Origin of the sequence: Pseudoalteromonas sp. A3 (genome assembly GCF_025942345.1) — a bacterium.
Classification (GTDB): domain Bacteria; phylum Pseudomonadota; class Gammaproteobacteria; order Enterobacterales; family Alteromonadaceae; genus Pseudoalteromonas; species Pseudoalteromonas atlantica.
In genome coordinates this window covers 99,512-117,336 of record NZ_JAPCKL010000014.1, presented here as the reverse complement: position 1 = coordinate 117,336, position 17,825 = coordinate 99,512, and the positions used below count along the sequence as shown (strand labels likewise).

The 17,825-nt window shown below is 41.9% G+C and carries 21 protein-coding genes; 2 read left to right on the top strand and 19 right to left on the bottom strand.

Annotated elements, in window-relative coordinates:
• Positions 1–801: 801 nt before the first annotated feature.
• The 18 genes from rplQ to OIZ54_RS18185 all read right to left on the bottom strand — a co-directional run bounded on the left by rplQ (position 802) and on the right by OIZ54_RS18185 (position 11,527).
• Positions 802–1,203 (bottom strand): 50S ribosomal protein L17, encoded by a 402-nt coding sequence (gene rplQ / locus OIZ54_RS18270; RefSeq protein WP_004589197.1) that lies wholly within the window; start codon positions 1,201–1,203, stop codon positions 802–804.
• A 39-nt stretch (positions 1,204–1,242) separates the two neighbouring features.
• On the bottom strand, positions 1,243–2,229 hold the full coding sequence (locus OIZ54_RS18265; RefSeq protein ID WP_004589198.1) for a DNA-directed RNA polymerase subunit alpha: 987 nt from the start codon (positions 2,227–2,229) through the stop codon (positions 1,243–1,245).
• A 24-nt stretch (positions 2,230–2,253) separates the two neighbouring features.
• Positions 2,254–2,874 (bottom strand): 30S ribosomal protein S4, encoded by a 621-nt coding sequence (gene rpsD / locus OIZ54_RS18260; protein WP_004589199.1) that lies wholly within the window; start codon positions 2,872–2,874, stop codon positions 2,254–2,256.
• Positions 2,875–2,895: 21 nt separating this feature from the next.
• Positions 2,896–3,282: a 30S ribosomal protein S11 gene (rpsK, locus tag OIZ54_RS18255; RefSeq protein ID WP_002959471.1), complete on the bottom strand. Its 387-nt coding sequence runs from the start codon at positions 3,280–3,282 to the stop codon at positions 2,896–2,898.
• Positions 3,283–3,294: 12 nt separating this feature from the next.
• A complete protein-coding gene (rpsM, locus tag OIZ54_RS18250) occupies positions 3,295–3,651 on the bottom strand; it encodes a 30S ribosomal protein S13 (RefSeq protein ID WP_004589200.1) in 357 nt (118 codons plus the stop codon).
• 125 nt (positions 3,652–3,776) lie between these two features.
• Positions 3,777–3,890 (bottom strand): 50S ribosomal protein L36, encoded by a 114-nt coding sequence (gene rpmJ, locus OIZ54_RS18245; RefSeq protein WP_002959476.1) that lies wholly within the window; start codon positions 3,888–3,890, stop codon positions 3,777–3,779.
• Positions 3,891–3,912: 22 nt separating this feature from the next.
• Positions 3,913–5,241, bottom strand: a complete 1,329-nt coding sequence (secY, locus tag OIZ54_RS18240) for a preprotein translocase subunit SecY (protein WP_004589201.1) — start codon at positions 5,239–5,241, stop codon at positions 3,913–3,915.
• Positions 5,242–5,251: 10 nt separating this feature from the next.
• Complete coding sequence (gene rplO, locus OIZ54_RS18235) at positions 5,252–5,686, bottom strand: 50S ribosomal protein L15 (protein WP_004589202.1); 435 nt, start codon at positions 5,684–5,686, stop codon at positions 5,252–5,254.
• A 4-nt stretch (positions 5,687–5,690) separates the two neighbouring features.
• Positions 5,691–5,873: a 50S ribosomal protein L30 gene (gene rpmD / locus OIZ54_RS18230; RefSeq protein WP_004589203.1), complete on the bottom strand. Its 183-nt coding sequence runs from the start codon at positions 5,871–5,873 to the stop codon at positions 5,691–5,693.
• A 2-nt stretch (positions 5,874–5,875) separates the two neighbouring features.
• Positions 5,876–6,382 (bottom strand): 30S ribosomal protein S5, encoded by a 507-nt coding sequence (rpsE, locus tag OIZ54_RS18225; RefSeq protein WP_004589204.1) that lies wholly within the window; start codon positions 6,380–6,382, stop codon positions 5,876–5,878.
• Between the two features lie 9 nt (positions 6,383–6,391).
• Complete coding sequence (rplR, locus tag OIZ54_RS18220; RefSeq protein ID WP_004589205.1) at positions 6,392–6,742, bottom strand: 50S ribosomal protein L18; 351 nt, start codon at positions 6,740–6,742, stop codon at positions 6,392–6,394.
• A gap of 9 nt (positions 6,743–6,751) precedes the next feature.
• Positions 6,752–7,285, bottom strand: coding sequence for a 50S ribosomal protein L6 (gene rplF / locus OIZ54_RS18215; protein WP_004589206.1), 534 nt, complete (start codon positions 7,283–7,285; stop codon positions 6,752–6,754).
• Positions 7,286–7,298: 13 nt separating this feature from the next.
• Positions 7,299–7,691 (bottom strand): 30S ribosomal protein S8, encoded by a 393-nt coding sequence (gene rpsH, locus OIZ54_RS18210; RefSeq protein ID WP_004589207.1) that lies wholly within the window; start codon positions 7,689–7,691, stop codon positions 7,299–7,301.
• Positions 7,692–7,712: 21 nt separating this feature from the next.
• Complete coding sequence (gene rpsN, locus OIZ54_RS18205; protein WP_004589208.1) at positions 7,713–8,018, bottom strand: 30S ribosomal protein S14; 306 nt, start codon at positions 8,016–8,018, stop codon at positions 7,713–7,715.
• A 10-nt stretch (positions 8,019–8,028) separates the two neighbouring features.
• Positions 8,029–8,568 carry a 50S ribosomal protein L5 gene (rplE, locus tag OIZ54_RS18200; protein ID WP_004589209.1) on the bottom strand — a complete coding sequence of 180 codons (540 nt, stop codon included), beginning with the start codon at positions 8,566–8,568 and terminating at the stop codon, positions 8,029–8,031.
• A gap of 16 nt (positions 8,569–8,584) precedes the next feature.
• Entirely contained in the window at positions 8,585–8,899 is a 315-nt protein-coding gene (gene rplX / locus OIZ54_RS18195) for a 50S ribosomal protein L24 (RefSeq protein ID WP_004589210.1), read from the bottom strand.
• A 10-nt stretch (positions 8,900–8,909) separates the two neighbouring features.
• Complete coding sequence (gene rplN / locus OIZ54_RS18190; RefSeq protein ID WP_004589211.1) at positions 8,910–9,278, bottom strand: 50S ribosomal protein L14; 369 nt, start codon at positions 9,276–9,278, stop codon at positions 8,910–8,912.
• Between the two features lie 278 nt (positions 9,279–9,556).
• A complete protein-coding gene (locus OIZ54_RS18185) occupies positions 9,557–11,527 on the bottom strand; it encodes an AsmA family protein (protein ID WP_264391006.1) in 1,971 nt (656 codons plus the stop codon).
• Positions 11,528–11,837: 310 nt separating this feature from the next.
• Here OIZ54_RS18185 and OIZ54_RS18180 point away from each other — a divergent pair, with 310 nt between their 5' ends.
• On the top strand, positions 11,838–13,001 hold the full coding sequence (locus OIZ54_RS18180; RefSeq protein ID WP_024033871.1) for a hypothetical protein: 1,164 nt from the start codon (positions 11,838–11,840) through the stop codon (positions 12,999–13,001).
• Between the two features lie 277 nt (positions 13,002–13,278).
• Positions 13,279–13,965 carry a TorF family putative porin gene (locus OIZ54_RS18175; RefSeq protein WP_264391005.1) on the top strand — a complete coding sequence of 229 codons (687 nt, stop codon included), beginning with the start codon at positions 13,279–13,281 and terminating at the stop codon, positions 13,963–13,965.
• Between the two features lie 272 nt (positions 13,966–14,237).
• Here OIZ54_RS18175 and OIZ54_RS18170 read toward each other — a convergent pair whose 3' ends face one another.
• Positions 14,238–17,816, bottom strand: a complete 3,579-nt coding sequence (locus OIZ54_RS18170; protein WP_264391004.1) for an ABC transporter permease/M1 family aminopeptidase — start codon at positions 17,814–17,816, stop codon at positions 14,238–14,240.
• Positions 17,817–17,825 lie beyond the last annotated feature (9 nt).

Here is a 17,825-nt window from a genome sequence, read left to right as displayed (position 1 = left end):
TTTTCTTAAGTAAAACCTAAGTAAGTTGTTGCTGTTGGTCACTCAGTTTCAATTGAGACTCTAAATTTGTTTGCCTCACTACCTAAGTAGCTTGGCTGTTAGAACTCAATCTGTACGAGTGCCCACACAGATGATTGCTTTATATTGTTAAAGAACGTTGCGATTAAAGCGTTAAACTTTATCTCGCTAGGGCTGCGCATCTTACGCTTTCCTATTTTTTTGTCAACACTTAATTTTGTTAAACTTGAAAGTTTTTAAAACTAAGTTTTACTCAACTTACTAAGTAGCTCGTGCCTCGCTTTGCGTTGCGCTCTGCCGTCTCAGTGGGGTCGCATTATAGGGAGATCCGAAAACAGATCAACCCTTTTTTAAAGAAAACTTGAAATAAATGACTGTTCGCTGAGTATTTGAGCTAAACGTTCAAAAACCCAACTAAAAGTAGCCTTAAGCCCACTAAATTAGCGAGTTAAAATTAAATATCTCTGTTTGGTTGGCCAATTTGCTTTATCACTATCCAAATTGCACTGTACATCTACAGTCTGGGGTATGTTTTACAAACCTTATAAGCTCGACTTAGAGGGTTACCGCTTAATTAAGCTTTTTGAGAAACCAGGCTTTATAACTATATTGGTTTAACTAAGTCGGTTTAGCATAATGAAGGTAATAGGTAATAGGTAATAGGTAATAGGTAATAGGTAATAGGTAATAGGTAATTATCAAGTAACTATTTGGAGGGATGTCAAATTTTAGGCATTAAAAAGCCGAGCATTAAGCTCGGCTTTTTGGTGTCTCTTTAAAGACTTACTCTGCAGACTGCGCGTCTTCTTGAACTTCTTCGTTAGTCGCTGGGCGACCTACTAGTTCAATATAAGCCATTGGTGCATTATCACCAGCACGGAAGCCACACTTAAGAATACGAGTGTAACCACCTGGACGGTCTGTATTACGAGGACCGATTTCGCTGAACAATTTACCAACTACTTCATTATCACGCGTGCGAGCAAACGCTAAACGGCGATTTGCTACACTGTCAGTCTTAGCCAGTGTGATTAAAGGTTCAATTACACGGCGTAACTCTTTCGCTTTAGGCAAAGTAGTTTTGATGATTTCATGTTTCACCAAAGAACCTGCCATATTGCTGAACATCGCTTTACGATGGCTACTGTTACGGTTTAATTGACGACCACTCTTACGATGGCGCATGACCCTATCCTTCTAACTAAACTAATATAGTGATTTAGATTATTCAGCTAGGCTTGCAGGCGGCCAATTTTCTAGGCGCATGCCTAGAGAAAGACCACGTGAAGCTAGCACGTCTTTTATTTCAGTTAGAGACTTCTTGCCTAGGTTAGGCGTTTTAAGAAGCTCAACTTCAGTGCGCTGAACTAAATCACCGATATATTGAATTTGCTCGGCTTTCAAACAGTTTGCTGAACGTACTGTTAGTTCAAGATCATCAACTGGACGAAGTAGAATAGGATCGAATTCTGGCTTCTCTTCTTTCTCTTCTGGCTCAGTTACATCACGTAAATCTACGAATGCATCTAATTGCTCAGCTAAGATAGTAGACGCACGGCGGATCGCTTCTTCAGGATCTAATGTGCCGTTTGTTTCCATATCAATGATTAACTTGTCTAAGTCTGTACGTTGCTCAACACGGGCTGATTCAACCGAGTACGCAATACGTTCAACTGGGCTGAATGATGCATCAAGCAGCAATCGACCAATTGGACGCTCATCGTCATCAGAGGATAAACGACTAGATGCCGGCACATAACCACGACCACGCTCAACACGAATACGCATGCTGATCTCGCTGCTATCTGTCGTTAAATGACAAATAACGTGATCTGGATTAGCAATTGTTACATCGCCATCGTGCTGAATATCAGCCGCAGTCACAGGGCCTACACCAGATTTAGTCAGGGTCAGAAAAACTTCATCTTTGCCTTCTAACGTTACTGCTAGACCTTTTAGGTTTAGTAGTATTTCAATGATGTCTTCTTGTACGCCTTCTTTCGCGCTGTACTCATGCAATACACCGTCGATTTCAACTTCAGTTACTGCACATCCAGGCATAGATGATAACAGTATACGGCGTAAGGCATTACCCAAAGTATGGCCAAAGCCACGCTCTAGTGGTTCTAAAACTACTTTAGAACGCGTTGGGTTGATAGCGTCGATATCGACTAACCTTGGTTTTAGAAATTCTGTAACAGAACCCTGCATTTTATCCTCTCTTAACTCTTAACTTTACTTAGAGTAAAGTTCGACGATTAGTTGTTCATTAATGTCCGCAGACAGATCTGAACGCTCAGGTAGGCGCTTAAAGCTACCTTCCAATTTCTTACCGTCAACTTCAACCCAAGTCGGCTTTTCACGTTGCTCAGCCAACTCTAGAGCAGCGATGATACGTGCTTGTGTTTTAGACTTCTCACGGATTACTACAGTATCTTCTGGAGCAATTACGTATGAAGGAATGTTCACAACACGACCATTAACTAAAATCGCTTTGTGGCTTACTAACTGACGTGCTTCAGCGCGTGTGCTAGCAAAACCCATGCGATATACAACATTGTCTAAACGTTGCTCTAAAAGCTGTAACAAGTTTTCACCTGTATTACCTTTAAGGCGAGCAGCTTCTTTGTAGTAATTACGGAATTGCTTTTCTAATACACCGTAGATACGACGTACTTTTTGCTTTTCACGTAATTGTAAACCGTAATCAGATAAGCGACCTTTACGAGCGCCGTGCTGACCAGGTGCAGTCTCAAGTTTACACTTAGAGTCGATAGCTCTTACGCCGCTCTTAAGGAACAGGTCAGTACCTTCACGACGACTCAGCTTGAGCTTAGGGCCCAAATATCTTGCCATGTTATTTCTCCTAACCTATTGTTAAACGCGACGTTTCTTCGGTGGACGACAACCATTGTGTGGTATTGGCGTCACGTCAGTAATGTTGGTGATACGGTAACCAGCAGCATTCAAAGCACGTACAGCAGATTCACGACCTGGACCTGGACCTTTAATGAAAACTTCTAGATTTTTTAAACCGTATTCTTGAGCAGCAGTACCTGCACGCTCTGCAGCAACCTGAGCAGCAAATGGAGTAGATTTACGTGAACCACGGAAACCTGAACCACCGGCAGTAGCCCATGATAGTGCATTACCTTGACGGTCGGTAATTGTTACAATAGTGTTGTTGAAAGACGCATGAACATGAGCCATACCATCAGCAACTTGCTTTTTAACCTTTTTACGACGAATTGGTGTCTTAGCCATAATACTATCCCCTTATCGCTTAATAGGCTTACGAGGACCCTTACGGGTACGCGCGTTAGTCTTTGTTCTTTGACCACGTAGTGGTAAAGAGCGACGGTGACGTAGGCCACGGAAACAACCAAGGTCCATAAGGCGCTTGATATTTAGAGTAACTTCACGACGAAGGTCACCTTCTACAGTGTACTTGCCAACTGCATCACGCAGTACGTCAAGAGTTTCGTCTGAAAGTTCACCGATTTTTGTGGTCTCGGCGATACCAGTCGCTTCTAAGATAGCCTTAGAGCGAGTCTTACCTATGCCATAAATAGCTGTTAAACCAATAACTGCATGTTTATGATCAGGGACGTTAATGCCAGCGATACGGGCCACTAACACATCTCCTATATTTGAATTTGGTAATCAAAAGTTTGAAAAGCCCGTAAGGATACTCAAACGAAGACCAAATCACAACTAAAAACACAGGCCGAGAAATCTCAGCCTGCACGACTGTTTACTTAGCCTTGCCTTTGCTTATGCTTAGGCTCACTGCAAATTACGCGTACTACACCAGCACGTTTAATAACTTTACAGTTACGGCATATTTTCTTAACGGAAGCACGTACTTTCATTGCTCAACTCCGTAAACTGACCTTATCGGCCGTAGCCTTTAAGGTTCGCTTTTTTCAGCACAGAATCATACTGATGTGACATCAGGTGAGTCTGTACTTGTGCCATAAAGTCCATGATTACTACAACGATAATCAAAATTGATGTACCGCCGAAATAGAATGGCGTTTGCCATGCCATAGTCATGAATTCGGGCACCAGACAGATAAAGGTTATATACAAAGCACCTGCCAATGTCAGGCGTGTCATCACTTTATCAATGTATTTAGATGTCTGCTCACCTGGACGAATACCTGGGATAAATGCGCCAGATTTCTTCAGGTTGTCTGCTGTCTCACGCGGGTTAAAAACCAACGCTGTGTAGAAAAAGCAGAAGAAGATGATAGCTGCTGCTAGCACCATCGCATACAAAGGCTGACCTGGAGTCAACGTTGTTGCAATAGCTTGTAGCACATCAGCGACCGGACCTTCACCCTGGCCGAACCAGCTTGCAATTGTACCAGGGAACAGAATTATACTGCTAGCGAAGATTGGTGGAATAACACCCGCCATGTTTACTTTTAGTGGTAAATGCGTGCTTTGAGCAGCAAATACTTGACGACCTTGTTGGCGTTTAGCGTAGTTAACAACGATACGACGTTGTCCACGTTCGAAAAACACTACAAGATAAGTAACAGCGAATACTATAACCGCAACCATCAACAGTACAAAAACATTCAAATCACCTTGGCGCGCCATTTCGGCTGTCGAACCAATAGCAGACGGCAGGTTAGCTACAATACCAACAAATATAAGAACTGAGATACCGTTACCGATACCGCGTTCTGTTATTTGTTCGCCCAACCACATTAGGAACATAGTACCAGTTACTAAACTCACCACTGCGGTGAAATAGAAACCGAGACCCGGGTTAACAACTAACCCTTCCATCATGCCCGGTAAGCTAGTTGCAATACCGATTGATTGGATAGTAGCAAGCACAAGCGTGCCATAGCGTGTGTACTGGCTAATTTTTTTACGCCCTTGCTCACCTTCTTTCTTAAGCTCTATAAACGGAGGATACATATGCGTTAATAGTTGCGTAATAATCGAAGCCGAGATATACGGCATAATACCCAGTGCTAACACTGAAGCTCGCTCAAGCGCACCACCGCTAAACATGTTGAACATCTCAACAATGGTGCCCTTTTGTTGCTCGAAGAAATCGGCAAGTACAGCGGCGTCAATCCCAGGGATTGGCACAAATGAACCTAGACGGTAAATAATGATAGCACCTAAAACAAATAGTAATCGACGCTTCAATTCCGAAAGTCCACTTTGTGCACTTTGTGTATCTTGACCTGGTTTAGCCATTAGTACTTCCTTAGTCTTCTACCTTGCCTCCGGCAGCTTCAATAGCTTCGCGAGCACCTTTAGAAGCCTTAAGGCCTTTAACGGTAACAGCGCGTGAAACTTCGCCAGATTTAACAACTTTAACGAACAGAACGTTCTTTTTAACTAGACCAGCTGCTTGTAACGCGTTTAGGTCTACCACATCGCCTTCAACTTTAGCGATTTCAAAAAGGTTTACTTCTGCAGATACTAACGATTTGCGTGAAGTGAAACCAAATTTAGGTAGACGACGTTGCATAGGCATTTGACCGCCTTCAAAACCAACGCGTACTTTACCGCCAGAACGTGATTTTTGACCTTTGTGACCACGGCCACCAGTCTTACCAAGACCAGAACCGATACCACGACCAACACGTTTTGGAGCAGTTTTAGAACCTGCAGCAGGTGAAAGTGTATTCAAATGCATGAAATTAACCCTCTACCTTAACCATGTAAGAAACTCGGTTGATCATACCACGTACACATGCTGTGTCTTCTAACTCAACAGTGTGGTTGATACGACGTAAACCAAGACCGCGTAATGTAGCTTTATGCTTCGGTAAACGACCGATAGAGCTCTTTACTTGTGTTACTTTTACAGTTTTATTTGCCATGGTTACCCCAGAATTTCGTCTACGCGCAGACCACGTTTAGCAGCGATTGACTCAGGAGAGTTCATGTTCTCTAGAGCTTGAATCGTTGCACGTACTACGTTGATCGGGTTGGTAGAACCGTAACATTTAGAAAGTACGTTCTGCACACCAGTAACTTCTAGTACTGCACGCATAGCACCACCTGCGATGATACCAGTACCTTCAGATGCTGGTTTCATGAACACTTGTGAGCCAGCATGACGTCCTTTAACAGGATGCTGTAATGTGTTGCCATTTAGGTCTACATTGATCATGTTGCGACGTGCTTTTTCCATTGCTTTTTGAATAGCAGCTGGAACTTCACGAGCTTTACCATAACCAAAACCTACTTTACCTGCGCCATCACCAACTACAGTTAGTGCAGTGAAGCTAAAGATACGACCACCTTTAACTACTTTAGACACACGGTTTACCGCGATTAGCTTTTCAGCTAAATCAGGCTGTTGTTGCTTTGCTTCTACGTTAGCCATTGTCTACTCCTAGAATTGCAAACCGGCTTCACGCGCAGCATCAGCTAGCGCCTTCACACGGCCGTGATATTTAAAGCCACTGCGATCAAAAGCAATCTTTTCGATGCCTTTGTCAGCCGCACGTTCTGCAACCGCTTTACCAACTGCTTGTGCAGCTGAAACGTTGCCTGTGCCTTTAACTGTTTCGCTAATAGCTTTCTCAACAGTAGAAGCAGCAGCCAGTACAGTACCCTCAGCATTAACTACTTGAGCGTAAATGTGACGTGGCGTGCGGTGGATAACAAGACGCGTTGTGCCTTGTTCAATATAATTTCTACGAGTGCGTTTAGCACGACGTAGACGAGCTGTTTTTTTATCCATCGTCTTACCTTACTTCTTCTTAGCCTCTTTACGGCGTACATTCTCATCTGAATAACGAACACCTTTACCTTTATAAGGCTCAGGTTTACGGTATGCACGAATGTTAGCAGCTGTTTGACCAACTAACTGCTTATCTACGCCCTTAACTAGAACTTCTGTTTGGCTTGGAGTTTCAATCGTAATTCCCTCAGGAACTTCGAAATTAACTGGGTGCGAGAAACCAAGTGTTAAGTCTAAAACTTTACCCTTAGCTGCAGCACGGTAACCAACACCTACTAACTGAAGTTTCTTCTCGTAACCTTCATGCGTACCAACAACCATGTTGTTGATTAGAGCGCGAGCAGTACCTGCTTGAGCCCATGCATTAGCTACGCCTTCACGAGGTAAAGTTGTAATAACGTTGTCGTTAACTTGTACTTCAACAGCGTTGTTGATAGTACGAGTAAGTTCACCGTTTTTGCCTTTAACTGTGATGTCCTGGCCTTTTAATGTAACTTCTACACCGGCAGGAACATTGATTGGTGCCTTTGCTATGCGAGACATAGTTCCCCTCCGATTAAGCTACAAAGCCAATGATTTCACCACCAACACCAGCACTACGTGCTGCGCGGTCTGTCATTAGGCCTTTAGAAGTTGATACGATAGCGATACCAAGACCACCCATTACCTTCGGTAATTCGTCACGTTTCTTATAGATACGTAGACCAGGGCGGCTAACACGCTGGATATTTTCAATTACAGCTTTGCCTTCGAAGTATTTCAACTCGATAGAAAGCTCAGGTTTCGCTTCGCTGTTTACAGCGAAATCTGCGATGTAACCTTCGTCTTTTAATACTTTAGCTACTGCTACTTTCAGCTTTGAAGTTGGCATCGTTACAGATACTTTCTTCGCTGATTGACCGTTACGGATACGTGTAAACAAATCCGCGATAGGATCTTGCAAGCTCATAGTCTTACTCCCGTGATACTATTACCAGCTAGCCTTTTTAAGGCCAGGAATTTCACCGCGCATAGCTGCTTCGCGAACTTTAATACGGCTCATGCCGAATTTGCGAAGGAAACCATGTGGGCGGCCCGTAATGTTACAACGATTACGTTGACGTGCAGGGCTAGAATCACGTGGTAAAGCTTGAAGCTTAAGTACCGCGTCCCAACGATCATCTTCAGATGCGTTAACATCGCTGATGATAGCTTTTAGTGCTGCACGCTTTTCAGCGTACTGAGCAACTAGTTTAGTGCGCTTTGCTTCGCGCGCTTTCATAGAATTCTTTGCCATAACCCTACCCTTATTTCTTGAATGGGAAGTTAAACGCTTCTAACAACGCACGGCCTTCCTCATCAGATTTCGCAGAAGTTGTGATTGTGATATCCATACCGCGTACACGGTCTACTTTATCGTAATCAATTTCTGGGAAGATGATTTGTTCACGTACGCCCATGCTGTAGTTACCACGTCCATCAAAAGACTTAGCACTCACACCACGGAAGTCACGGATACGTGGGATAGCGATTGATACCAAACGCTCAAAAAAGTCCCACATACGCTCGCCGCGTAAGGTTACTTTACAGCCTATTGGGTAGCCTTCACGCACTTTGAAGCCAGCAACAGATTTGCGTGCTTTAGTGATTAAAGGTTTCTGACCAGCGATAGCTTCTAGATCCGCAACAGCGTTATCTAAAATCTTCTTGTCAGCTAGGGCTTCGCCCACGCCCATATTTAATGTGATCTTTTCGATCTGAGGGACTTGCATGACAGAGCTGAAACCAAACTTCTCTTGAAGCTCAGCAACTACTTTGTCTTTATATACTTCATGCAGTTTCGCCATCATTCTACTCCAACTATTAGATAGTTTTACCAGTAGATTTAAAGATACGTAATTTCTTACCATCTTCAATCTTGAAACCTACACGATCTGCTTTACTCGTTTCCGAGTTGTAGATCGCAACGTTTGATACGTCGATAGACGCTTCTTTCTCAACAATGCCGCCAGCTTGGTTCAATTGTGGAACCGGCTTTTGGTGTTTCTTGATTAAGTTAATGCCTTCGACAAATACTCGACCAGACTCGGTAACAACTGAAAGCACTTTGCCGCGCTTACCTTTGTCTTTACCTGCTAGTACGATTACTTCGTCATCACGACGGATTTTTGCTGCCATGATAGACTCCTTACAGTACTTCTGGGGCTAGTGAAACAATTTTCATGAACTTATCATTACGAAGTTCACGAGTCACAGGGCCGAAGATACGAGTACCAATTGGCTGCAAGTTATCATTTAAGATAACAGCCGCATTGCTATCGAAACGGATCAGAGAACCGTCCGGACGACGAACGCCTTTTTTGGTACGCACAACTACCGCGTTTTTAACATCACCTTTCTTCACTTTACCGCGAGGAATAGCTTCTTTCACAGAAACTTTAATGATATCGCCAACTGCCGCATAGCGACGGTGTGAACCACCAAGGACTTTTATACACTGCACTTTGCGAGCGCCGCTGTTATCAGCAACTTCCAGCTGAGTTTGCATTTGGATCATGTTAATGACCTCCGGTGTAGTAATTACAACTTGCCTTAAATTTGTTTAAAATCAAGGCACTTCGATTAAATCCCACTCAAAAAACAACAGAGTTGTCTCTTAAGGGCGGGCAATTGTACCAGCATTGGCTAGTGAGTGGTAGGTTATTTTTTAATTAATTTAAGGGAAGGACAGATTAAAACTGAGTAAAAACCGCTATGTAGCTATTTTACAAGTGGTTATAAAACAATCAAGACGCAAATAGCGCCTTAATTATTTATTTGTGGGGTTTAATAGTATTAGCCAAATAAGCCTTTTAGTTTATCTTTGACTTTGTCCTTGGCTTTTTCTTTTGCTTTCTCTTTGGCGTCATCGAGCTTTTGCTTTGCTTCATCTTTAAGCGCGTTGCTTACATCTAGCTTAAAGCCAACGTCATGAAATGGGCCTTCTATACGCAGTGGGATTTTAAAGCCTGTACTATCGTCTGTAGTGCCTTGCCCTTCAATCGAATCAACGATGCCGGTCACTAAGCGATAATCAACATTGGTTTGAGGCAAATCTACATCGCCTTCACCTGTAATACGAATAAGTGGGCTCATCAGCGATAGGTCGTTATTACGGCCCACGCCATTAGTAAAGTTAAAGCTACCTGTGAGCGCAGAAAAATCTGTTTGCTCTGATTCTTCAAAGCCTGTATCTAGCCCTTCACTCACAGCTCCAAGATTACCCGTAATAAGCTCTTTGCCTTTGCGAACCATTTCAGCCACGTTTGCGCCTTTAACAGCACCATCGGCAAATTCAAAGCTAACATTGCCATTTAATGCATTAATAAAGGTTTTTTGACTTTGCCCAGTTGTGGTTAAATTCCAATTTAATGACCCTTTACCCATGAGCTTATCAAAGCCAGCCGCATCAGTGAGTAACGGTTGTGCGTCTATGTCGGCTAAATCAAAATTTGTGCTTATTTTATACGGCGTTTGCTGCGCATTTATGTTGATAACCCCTTTACCAGTGCCCTCATATGCTTTAAAGCTATCTAAGCTTAATTTAGCAACGCTGTTATTTAAATCGACTGTAAATTGATTAGCACCTAGCTCAATATCGTTAGCTTTTAAACCGCTTGAGCGAATAACTACATTAGCATTAAGTGCATTTAATGCGCTTAAATCAATTTTAGTATCGTCCCAAACAATCGGCTGCGCGGCTTTAGGTTCTTCGCTTTGCGGTGCTTGCTGCTTAGCGACTACCTCCGGTAAGTAGGGGTTCAAATCAAGCATACCTAGGTCTATATCAGCATTAACCGCTAGTTTATTTCCTAAGTTTACTTCACTTTTTCCTTTAATCTCTAATTCATCTAGGGTAGCAATCAGCTCTTCTAAGTTAAACGTATCATCTATAAGATGCATTTTACCGTTTACACTAAACGCATTAAATGCATTTTCTTTAGCGTTTAAGTCTACCCCTTGCCAAGTTGCTAGCTCCTTAACAGAGTCGCCACTTAGCGCTAACTCACCTTTTATATCTTTACCTTGGCGAGCAATACTGCCGTTAAAAGTAAGATCGACCAAGCGAGAGTCTACGCTTTGAGTAACCTCAAATGTCGCCCCTTCAATTGCCTTTGCCGGCGTATCAAGCTTTACATCTAGCTCAAAGCGCTCTTGCATATATGTAATGCCGCCTTTGATCTCTAGTGTTTTACGTAGTGAAGGAAGTAAAATAGCCAATTCCAAGTCACTAATTTGTTGTTTAGCGCCTGTTTGCCCATCTAGGTAAGTAAACGTACCACCGTAAATAGCCACTTCACCTAACTCTATATCAAAGTTCTCTGGTAGTTTAACAGCCTCACCTGATTGAGTTTGCTCTTGCGGCTGCTCTGCTACAGCATCAAATAACTGCCAGTTAGCTTTACCGTTTTTATCAGTTTCTAATAAAATATTGGGCTCGTTAATAACAAACTTATCAAGTTTGAATTCGCCGCCAAATAACGATAACCATGGTATGTGCACAGCTAATTGCTCCATACTTGCCATGTCGTCGCGCGAGCCTGTCTGCATGTTTGCAAAGTGCACATCGTTAAGCTCTAACTTTAATGCAGGAAATACACTAAGCGTTTTATCACCTTTAATAGTAAGTGTGCGCCCTGTTGTTTTTTCAACCTGTTCAGATACTTTATTAAAAATAGTATCTGTTGGGATTAAAAACGGAGCGGCAATAATTAACGCAATACAAAGTAAGAGTATTACACCAACAATTTTGAGTAAGGTCTTCATGATCATCCTTTCAAACGTGCAAATAATGTTCTTATCATAGCGAGTGTTAGCTTTAAAATCATTGTCGTTGTGACAAAAAAGCACTTTATTGTAATTTATTTAATTTGAAATGAATTTATGCTTAAAAGTAAACGTTGCGAAATTGGTACTAAAAGTAAAGCTCATCAAGTTTAAATCTAACCAAGTATTAAACCCTACAACATTGCATCCCTTGAATTGTTAGGTATGATGCACGGCCCTGTTGCTATTGGCGTATTTGCGCTAAAATAAAGCAGCTAAAAAATGTATCTACTCGGAGACTCTACAAGGCATGAAAAAACTGCTAATTTCACCGTCAAAAATGGCGCTAGGCGAACAAGAAAGTCAAATTTACCAAAACATCTTGAAGCAAGCTTCAGAACTAAGCCTAAACCTAATGGCCGTGAAAGTAGAAAACCACCCAGAGGATTTTTTAGGCTGGTGTTATGAGCTGCTAAGTGCAAGTAAAGACCGTATAAATTACGATTTACTAGAGCCACAGCAACTACCAGTTTTAAAAAAGCTGCACGACCAGCTAACCTCAGCAATTAGCTTTTTACAGCTTAAAACACTACGTGTAGCACCTTGGCCTGTTATTAGTATGTTTGTAGAGCAACATAAAAAACTTATTGCACTGGACGAACAGCTTCGCCTTACCACGTATTTGCACAGCATTCGTGAGCAAGCACTAAAAGATATGATCCCAGAGGATTTACTGGCATTTAGTGGTAAACACACTGCCACGCTCGACCCAAGCACCTATAACTTTGATGTTGAATGGTTCGCATCAACAAAAAGTGCAAAGGGTTTTCATCAAATGCTAGCCGACTTGCCTGGCGCGTTTGACGATGCACTTGCTAACATCCCGCTTGAAGGTGATGTGAGCGAAGCTGATTACCAACAGTTTGTTGTTGCTTATTTACTTGCCTTTAACGGTAGCGATGAAAAACCAACCCTTGCCCCTGCTACACGTTTATTAGCAATGCGCCGCCCAGATGTATTTACGCCAATTAGTAATAGCCGTCTTGATGCATTATGTGCAGCTTTAGGTATTACTAAATTAAACAATCGCGACTTTGAGCGCTACTGGCAAGATATAGTACAAAGCATTCATGCTATGTCGTGGTTTAAAATGGCTAATGGCAGCAATGAACTAGAAGAGCAACTAGTTAGTATAAAAGCGTTATTACCGTGCTTTTTTTACTATGCAGATGCCAGCACGGCCGACAACTCAAATTATATTAAGCTATTAAATAAACCTAAACGCAGCACAACAAGTGCAGGAAAACCACAGCGTAGAGGTAAAGAGTCAGCCGAAATACTTGTAGACCGTGCACTTGCAGCCGATGACATTCCCGAGCATATTCGTAGCAAACGCGACTCTATTATTAGCGAAGTACAAAAAGGCCGCGGAGTAAACGAAACAATTAGTCTTATGCGCACTATATTTGGCTAAATCTACCTAACCTAACTGTATTTTTCTGGTGCAGTTAGGTTAATTTATGCACCAGCAGTGTGCGTTTTTTAATTAACCTCCTCAATCATTCCCTCTTCTAGAACTTCTCAACATATTGTTTTATAAAAGTAAAAAAACAGTTTTATAGAAATTATTTTAAGCTGGCACATACAGTGCAATTGCATTCCCAGTTAAACAATAAAACACCGCCAGTCAAAGGGTTGCCAATAAGAGAATAAAAACCTAGGCGATAAAAATCATATAACGGGAAATGGACATGCTAAAACTAAAAAAAACCATCGCAATTAGCGCAATAGCTTTATTCGGTGCTACATCTTTAACATCAACAGCCGTACATGCAGAAGTAACAGCAAACGCAGCGGCTACGTCTAACTACTTATGGCGTGGTCAAGAGCAAACTGGGGGCGATGCTGCTATTTCTGGCGGTATTGATTACGCTGACGAGTCAGGCTTTTATGTAGGTACCTGGGCATCAAATGCTTCATGGGCCGATGAAATGACTTATGAGCTTGATGTTTACGCGGGTTTTGGTGGCGATATTAACGACACATTTAGCTACGATGTAGGTTACATTTATTACGCTTACCCAGATGCAGCTTCTGAGGCAGATGCTGATTTCTCTGAAATTTACGGTAGCATCAGCGCAGAAGGCTTCACCTTTGGCGCTGCAATCCTTGCCACTTCAGCGGCAGATGGCGATGGCACCGACTTTGGCGATTCATTATACCTAAATGCCGATTACAGCTTTGCTGTTGGCAGCAATGGTACTGAGGTTGCGCTGCACTTAGGTCACTACTCTGGCGACTTTATAGGCGATGATAATATTATTGATTACGGTATCTCTGTATCAAAAGATGGTTTTACTTTTGGCGTATCTGACACCGACATGGATGAGTCAGATGTTAAAGTTTACGTAGGCTACGCTGTAGACTTTACGCTTTAAAACAAAATGTGTTACTTGCTGCAACACTAAGGGCCTTTTGGCCCTTTTCTCGTTTAGGGCACCCTAAATACTCACAGCGCCTTTTAATTTTAGCGACTAAAGCACCTTACTATATAACCCACTTCGGTTAATCGCCGAGCTCCTCGCTGCTATTACCTCTTTTTACCAATATGCTAATTCGCTTTATTAAGCTTTATTGCGCATTGGTATTAGCAATTCGCTAAAACAAAAAAGGCCGCATTAAAGGCGGCCTTTCCGTTAATCGTTAATCATTAAAACTTAGCTAGGTTGTTTTTACTGTCTTTATCTACAAGCTTAATGTACGGGTCAACCCCTGCGTACACTGGTTTTTCTTTTACTTTTAGCTCAATAGTATTAGTACCAGAGACTATTTGATGCTTTTGCGAGTAAATAACAAAGTCTTCAGCAAGTAGGTTTTCAGGGTCATCGCTAAACAATGCAATATCAATTAGCTCATCGAGTGGTTGCTCAGTTTCTTCACCTTGTCCATCGGCATGCTGCTTAGTTGCTTCAACGCTCAGTGTTACTGTATAAAAACCTTCGCTATCAACATCATCTGTAACCGACACTGCTTTCATTTCAAGCTCATAAAGCGTTATATATTTAAACTGATCATCAATAAAACGTTGTTCAGCTTGTGTTGCATCTCGCTTTAAATAACTGAGTAAATCAAGTGTGGTTGGGTATGGCGTTGCTTGGTATTTAAACTCATTCAAAAACGCTTTAAGTGCGGCATTTAAGCGCTCTTCACCTAATAGGTCATACAAAGCCATCATCGCAACCGAGCCTTTATTGTAATGAAGATATTGTTGAGACTGCGTTTTATACAGCGGCATTTCTTCAAAGGCTTCGCCTGTGCGGCCCATTAAGTATCTATCTAACTCGTACTTTAAGAATTTACGAAGCTTCTCGGCGCCAAAGCGTTTTTTTAGCACCATAAGCGCACTGTATTGGGAGAGCGATTCAGAAATAACGGCACTGCCCTCTACATTAGCCCCAGATACTTGATGCCCCCACCATTGGTGTGCAACTTCATGTGCGGTTACATAGTAAGGTAGGTCAACTTTACTCTCATCTCTTAAGTCTGTGATAAAGCCAATACTTTCTGAGTAAGGCACCGTATTAGCAAAACTTTGCGCAAACGAGCGATACTTAGGAAACTCAATAATACGTAACTGCTTATGCTGATATGGCCCAAATGCTTGTGTGTAGTAATCTATTGAGTCTTGTACTGACTCAATCATACGGTCAACATTCCATGCATGATCTTTGTGGTAGTACACCTCAATATTTACACCGTTATGTTCAACCTTTTTGCTTTCAAGCTCCGCCGAAAGAACAGAATAAAAGTTTATAATTGGAGCATCCATTTCATAAACAAAAGTACGTCGTCCGTCTTTTACACTTTCACTTTTTAAATAACCGGGTGTAATTGCAAATTGTGACTCATCGGTGGTTACTGTTGCCTTGTAGTTTATAAAGCCATTAGCAGGCCCAAACTCATTTTGCGTATAATAGCGGCTGTCTTCTAGTTTATGTGCACGTTCAAGCTCGGGTAAATCGTGCTTACGGCGCTCATACTTATCCGCAATTTGAAAATACTTTTGATAACCAAAATTTGGTAATAATTCTCTATTATTTACAAATGTACCATTGTGCACGAGTTGAGTATCAGATCCTCTATCAACAAAACCGTCGTGTTCACGAGAAACAGAAAGCTCACCTTCGCGTACTTCATTAGGCATTAGCGGTTGTTCAAACTCAAACCATACCATGCCAAAATCGGTTAAACGCTCAACTATTTCCCCGCCCGCCATTTTTACATCCCAGCTTTTAGATTGGCTAGGCTCGATAATTAACACACGGGTTATTGGCTCGTTTGCGGTATTGGTAAACTTAATTTTAGCCACGGCGTTTAAAGCACGCTTTTTAGGATAAATATCAATGTGTAAATCAACATCAGTTATTATAGGCAGCGGTAAGTCTTTGTATTGTGAGAACTCTTGCTCATACCTTACTTGTAGCGCTTCGTTATCATCACTTGTTACAAACTCGTTGATTACACGAGTGTTGTAATAAATGTTATAACCCGCGCCCACAAATACCAATAAACTTATAACGGCTGCAATCTGGCCTTTTAAAGACATGTTGTAACGCACTAAAGATAAACGAGTACGCAATGTTTGCGATGGACCACGGTGCCATAAAGCAAAGCCTACAATAGCTAAAAACACACTCAATGCACCCCAATATAGGGTATACCAATGCGCGCCTTGTAAAAAATGCCCGTAACCGTTTATGTCTGAATACGGTACGCTACTGCTTTGCGAAAAATGATACATATGATGCTCAAACCCGTAAGCACCCATTACCATTTGAGCAATGTAATACAGAATAAACAAACCCATACCTATGTATTTATTAGGGCTAATTATTTGTAAAAAGAACGCCAAAATAGCCATCATAATTAAAGGCAGTAATGTAAGGTAACCCAACCTAAATAAGTACTGGCCAAGCTCTAGGTTAAATTGCCCCTTAAATAGCTGCACCGCAATGGTAAACATTATGCCTACTAAATAAAGGCCACAAACTGCAGTGATTAGCGCAATAATTTTAGATACCCAAAACACACTGTTATGCACCGGGTAGCTGTCAACAATATCGCCCATACCACTGTGGCGTTCTCGCCAAACCAGCTCTGCGCTGTAATAAGCAATAATAATAAACATAAATATAGCGGAGGCGTTTTGAATAATGCCCACCATGTTTTGTGTGAGCGGCCAATCTGTTGTGCCATATGCGCCAATAGGCGCAAAAAGTGGTGCGAGTAACGTAATAATACTGACACCCGCTAAAATCATAAAAGGAGCACTTAATATAACCTGCTTAAGCTCAAATAAGCTGCGCATTACTAATTGCGATTGCGTATTGACCCCTTTTGACTTGTAGTTTTTAGCGCTGCTAATAAGTGCTGCTTGTTTATTTTTTACAAACGTAGAGACAGCAAATTGCTTTTTCTGTTTTTTAGTGACTACGCGATTAGCTAACTTTCCGAGGCCAAAAAACATCGCTAAACTTAGTGCTACCCATAAAATACGGTTAATTAAAAAATCGCCCGAAAGCGTTAACACTTCAGTATTTTTATCACTTACAGTCCAGTAACGGGTTAAGTCAATTAACGACCCTGTGCCAAATGGATCTGCGTAAACAACAATATTTCTAAACGCTAAATCGTCAAAATAGATACTCGCCAATTGGTAGCTTATATAGATCACCACGGCCGTTACATATACCGCCATTATGGTTTTAAAATAAACCGCCACACTATTAAAAATAGCACTGAGGACCAATAAACTTGGCACTGCTAAATATAAGAAAGGCGCAGCGTAATATATAAACTTATTAGGGCCTACTAGCTCACTATCGAGCCAGCCAACCAACAAGCCAAACTGAGATCCCAAAAACACGCCTAGTGGCACAGTTAAAAAAACAACGAGCACAACCAAGTAAGCACCAAAAAAACGCCCTGATTGATAAGCAAGCGGGTTAACGGGCTTACTAAACACCAGCTCATCCATTTTGGTCTCGCTGTTGCGAATCGCTGAGCTTGCAACAAAGTTAACCACTAAAAACATAGCAAGCGTACAAAAGGTAACCGTTAAAACCATAATGGTATAAGGCGAGTTCATATGAACATTAGCCCCACCTAGCGGAAACTTACTACTGGAGCTTATAAAAAACGCCATAAAAAAGAAGATTAATGAGGTCACATAAAACGAAGGCTGGCGCACAAAATAGCGCAGCTCAAACGCGAGCATATTAAAAAACATAGCGCCCCC